Origin of the sequence: Acinetobacter sp. TY1 (assembly GCF_048551395.1) — a bacterium.
Taxonomy (GTDB): domain Bacteria; phylum Pseudomonadota; class Gammaproteobacteria; order Pseudomonadales; family Moraxellaceae; genus Acinetobacter.
The window spans coordinates 1-3,582 of sequence record NZ_JBLYZK010000061.1; the positions used below are offsets into that span (position 1 = coordinate 1).

Annotated in this window: 7 protein-coding genes; 5 read left to right on the top strand and 2 right to left on the bottom strand. The window is 33.9% G+C overall.

From position 1 onward, the window contains the following. Positions 1–304: 304 nt before the first annotated feature. The 5 genes from ACK2M2_RS16245 (at position 305) to nadS (ending at position 2,467) form a co-directional block, all read left to right on the top strand. Positions 305–601, top strand: coding sequence for a type II toxin-antitoxin system RelE/ParE family toxin (locus tag ACK2M2_RS16245; protein WP_409512927.1), 297 nt, complete (start codon positions 305–307; stop codon positions 599–601). Position 602: 1 nt separating this feature from the next. Then, complete coding sequence (locus ACK2M2_RS16250) at positions 603–893, top strand: addiction module antidote protein (RefSeq protein ID WP_409512928.1); 291 nt, start codon at positions 603–605, stop codon at positions 891–893. Positions 894–1,099: 206 nt separating this feature from the next. Then, positions 1,100–1,699, top strand: coding sequence for a HEAT repeat domain-containing protein (locus ACK2M2_RS16255; RefSeq protein ID WP_180185718.1), 600 nt, complete (start codon positions 1,100–1,102; stop codon positions 1,697–1,699). A 182-nt stretch (positions 1,700–1,881) separates the two neighbouring features. Beyond that, on the top strand, positions 1,882–2,202 hold the full coding sequence (locus ACK2M2_RS16260) for a type II toxin-antitoxin system RelE/ParE family toxin (protein WP_039253786.1): 321 nt from the start codon (positions 1,882–1,884) through the stop codon (positions 2,200–2,202). Then, a complete protein-coding gene (nadS, locus tag ACK2M2_RS16265; protein ID WP_062034273.1) occupies positions 2,195–2,467 on the top strand; it encodes a NadS family protein in 273 nt (90 codons plus the stop codon). The genes ACK2M2_RS16260 and nadS overlap by 8 nt, the downstream gene beginning before the upstream one ends. A 94-nt stretch (positions 2,468–2,561) precedes the next feature. Here nadS and ACK2M2_RS16270 read toward each other — a convergent pair whose 3' ends face one another. Continuing rightward, on the bottom strand, positions 2,562–2,921 hold the full coding sequence (locus ACK2M2_RS16270) for a DUF4829 domain-containing protein (RefSeq protein WP_224223039.1): 360 nt from the start codon (positions 2,919–2,921) through the stop codon (positions 2,562–2,564). A 98-nt stretch (positions 2,922–3,019) separates the two neighbouring features. Beyond that, the gene (locus ACK2M2_RS16275) at positions 3,020–3,403 is read right to left on the bottom strand and encodes a hypothetical protein (protein ID WP_419349894.1); all 384 of its coding nucleotides are present in this window, start codon (positions 3,401–3,403) and stop codon (positions 3,020–3,022) included. Positions 3,404–3,582: the final 179 nt, after the last annotated feature.

Genomic DNA, 3,582 nt, shown 5'->3' on the forward strand with positions numbered 1-3,582 from the left:
TCTTGCTCATGGTAAACTCCTGATGAGTGTGTTTAGTTTACCAAGTTAAAACCTCCTGTTTTTTCAGCACACATCAATATTGTCGGCTTTATTAACTTCATATCGAAAAAACTCTTAGTATCATTTTATCTATTCTATTTCAAATTATGCTAATAAGCCTCAATAAAATAAAGAGGTGATGTTCTATAAAAAGATTCACTTAACATAATAGTCGTTATACAAATTTTGTAGACAAATCTAAAGGGAAAATACTTGCTTTATGTATTCGATCGAATACAATTGAGTAAGAATAGAAGGAATCCTCATGATTGAAATTAAACGTCTGCCTGAATTTGATGAATGGTTAGATGATATTAAAGACAATATGACCCGTATTCGCTTGAATCGTAGATTAGATAAGGTTCAACGTGGGAATTGGGGAGATATCAAGCCTCTCCAAGAAGGTGTTTGGGAGATGAGAGAATTCTTTGGTTCAGGTTGGAGGATGTACTATATCCAACATGGTGACGTTGTGATTGTTATGCTTGGTGGTGGAGATAAATCCACACAACAACAAGATATCGATCGTGCAGTCAAATTATCGAAAACATTGGAGGATTAAAATGGTTAAAGTCGCTGATTTACCAAGTTTTGATATGGCTGAATCACTTAAAACTGAAGAAGATATTGTGGTGTATCTCAATATGGTGCTTGAAGATAATGATCCTGCTGAATTAGCTCACGCACTTGGTGTAATCGCTAAAGCAAGAGGTATGACCCAAATTGCGAAGGAGGCTGGCATTGGCCGTGAAGCCCTCTACAAAGCACTTCGTCATGACTCAGCACCTCGTTTTGATACGATCAATCGTGTAGTGAATGCTTTAGGTTTGAAACTTACAGTTCAAAATGCTTAAATTTTAAAATAATCAGTAAAAATGGGAGCTTAGGTCTCCCATTTTTGATTTCGCATAAGGTGTATTATGTTAATTGTAGAGAAAGTAAATAATTACTACTTTAAGGCCAACTACCTATTCGAACATAATTTTTTAAAACTCATTTAAACTTATTTTGGTGTTTTAGTATTGATGTAACGACATTCTTATTTAAAAATGTAGGTGATATGAAAAATAATAGTAAGTTGATTTATTTAGTTATTACGGCAATCGTAGTAGCTTTTATTGGATTTTTTATTTTTGCCAAAAAAAGTGATGATGTACATAGTAAAGAGCTGATGGAAACTCAAGAAAAGATCAGTTCCAACCGTAATACTCTTAATGCTAATGACGGTATCACTAACAATGCGTCCAATCTCCCTCATGGAATGCCTCCTAAATGGGCAAAAAGTATGATTGCTATTAATGATAGCCCTACATATTCACGAGAAGATAAAATCCATAAGCTAGTTGATTTGTTGAAACAAAATGAATCGAATCCTGATGCATTAAGTGCAATTCTTATATCCCTAACGAAATTAAACCCAATTGAAGCAGCAGACGATATTATTCCTTATTTAAAGGATACGAATCCAAAGGTTCAAATTTTGGCTCTGGGTGTTCTTTATAATGCTTCCCTACTCACTAAGAAAGAACATGAGCTTAAGCGTTCACTTTCAGAGAATGAAGCTGTTCGTAAACGGATTATTGAAGCCGTTAATGAGCTTAAAGTAGATCCAAATACGTCAGATGAAGTAAAGAAAGTATTAATTGCCACTTTCCCATAGATAAATCCTTCTTTAAAAGGCAAATAACAACTGATTTTATAGAGCATTCTTAATTCACTATTGAGTGGAAAAACATCCCGATTTAACATAATGGCGATTATGCGAAACGAGAGCTACCAGCTCTCGTTTTTTGTTATGGAAACTGCTAAAATTCAAATACGCCATTGACGTATAAAGAGTCCATGTTATTTATTGAAACCAGCATCTTTACCAAGCAAATTAAAGACCTTGTATCTGATGAGGAATATCGTCAACTTCAGCAAGATCTTTTGGTACAGCCTGATAGAGGTGACCTAATCAAGAATGGCGGTGGTATTCGCAAAGTACGTTGTGCTCAAGGTAACAAAGGGAAAAGTGGTGGGATACGGGTGATTTATTATTGGGTCACCGAGGATGATCAGATCTTTTTCTTAGTGGCTTATCCAAAATCAGTAAAAGATAATTTAACAGATAAGGAAACCGCCATTCTGCGCCAACTCGTGAAGGAGCAATTTCATGGATAACAACTTATTTGATAACTTGGTTGCTTCAATCAAAGAAGCTGGAGCTATCAAACGTAAAGAAGTTAAAGCAAGCCGAGTTACAGAACTCGAATTGCCTGATATTAAAGAAGTACGTGAAAAAACAGGCTTGAGCCAAAATGAATTTGCTGCACGTCTACATATTAGCCCCCGTACCCTGCAAAATTGGGAACAGGGACGACGCTATCCAACTGGACCAGCAGCTACATTGATTCGAATTTTAGATGCTCACCCAAGCCTTATTTGAAAAAATTACTTAAAAAATGGGAGCTTAAGGCTCCCATTTTTATTTCGTATAAGGTGTATTATGTTAATTTTAGCTTTTCTCTATAATTACTATCTTAAGGCCCACTACCAAATTCTGTAATTAGCCAATCAGATTGAGGAGATTGTTTCACAAGAGTAATAAATAAAATATAGTCACCTACTGGACTACCAGCATCATCTATATGGACGACTTTAACTTTTACCATCACTGAAATAATTTTATAAAATTCTTGATAATACTCAGGTCTACTTTCCGCTGAATCATAATTAATCCTTACTACTTCTAAAATTTTTGAGTCTTTGAAAGAGAGAAACCTTTCAGAACTTTTTAAATCTTCATGTAATCGCGCATCTGGCCAAACATATTTGATTGCTGATTCTAGATCATGTTTAGCAAGTGAATTAAAGAAAAGTATTGTTGTCTGTGTTGCCATCTCTTTATCATGATTTAATTTCTGTTTGTATGAATTAATGATTAGAAGTAGACATAGACCTACAAGTAAAATTCCTAATTTTATAAATATTTTAGACATTATAATTTCACTTTTATCTTTCGAAAAAACGCATAACCGACTAAAAGACACATAAGCCAAAATAAATAATCAAGAATAAAATATAAAAAAATGAATTGATCTATTCCTATAATAATATTTAAAGGATCTAGCGCTATACTACCGCCTGGAGATATTTCACCATCTACTAAAAACTGTAATGGAAATCCTCCTCCTATAACTTCAACTTTTCCAAGCTTGTCTACAACTATCCGGTCTATCAATGTATATTTCTGATGAAACAAAGACAAATAAGTCAAAACAAAAGATAATATATTGAAATATATTATTTTTTTCTTTAATAATTCTTTAACTTTAAAATCAGTTAAAAATAACCAATAAGACAAGCCTGGAATTAGAGCCATAAAGATAGTCCAAGTGTCGGTATACATCTTCCACCATTCTTTCGAAACTTCTCCTGTATGGCTCCATCCAAAAAGAACAAAAAATGGCATAGCAATAATTAATGATATACGCTGAATTATCAGGAGACTTTCCCTTGGGAGATTCTAGGCAGCCAACTTATAAAAGTCTTCGGCCATTT

Bases quoted from the DNA above. Each gene is read 5' to 3' on its own strand.
- ACK2M2_RS16270 (WP_224223039.1), bottom strand. From the start codon at position 2,921: ATGGCAACACAGACAACAATACTTTTCTTTAATTCACTTGCTAAACAT.
- ACK2M2_RS16275 (WP_419349894.1), bottom strand. From the start codon at position 3,403: ATGGCTCTAATTCCAGGCTTGTCTTATTGGTTATTTTTAACTGATTTT.
- ACK2M2_RS16250 (WP_409512928.1), top strand. From the start codon at position 603: ATGGTTAAAGTCGCTGATTTACCAAGTTTTGATATGGCTGAATCACTT.
- ACK2M2_RS16255 (WP_180185718.1), top strand. From the start codon at position 1,100: ATGAAAAATAATAGTAAGTTGATTTATTTAGTTATTACGGCAATCGTA.
- ACK2M2_RS16260 (WP_039253786.1), top strand. From the start codon at position 1,882: ATGTTATTTATTGAAACCAGCATCTTTACCAAGCAAATTAAAGACCTT.
- ACK2M2_RS16245 (WP_409512927.1), top strand. From the start codon at position 305: ATGATTGAAATTAAACGTCTGCCTGAATTTGATGAATGGTTAGATGAT.
- nadS (WP_062034273.1), top strand. From the start codon at position 2,195: ATGGATAACAACTTATTTGATAACTTGGTTGCTTCAATCAAAGAAGCT.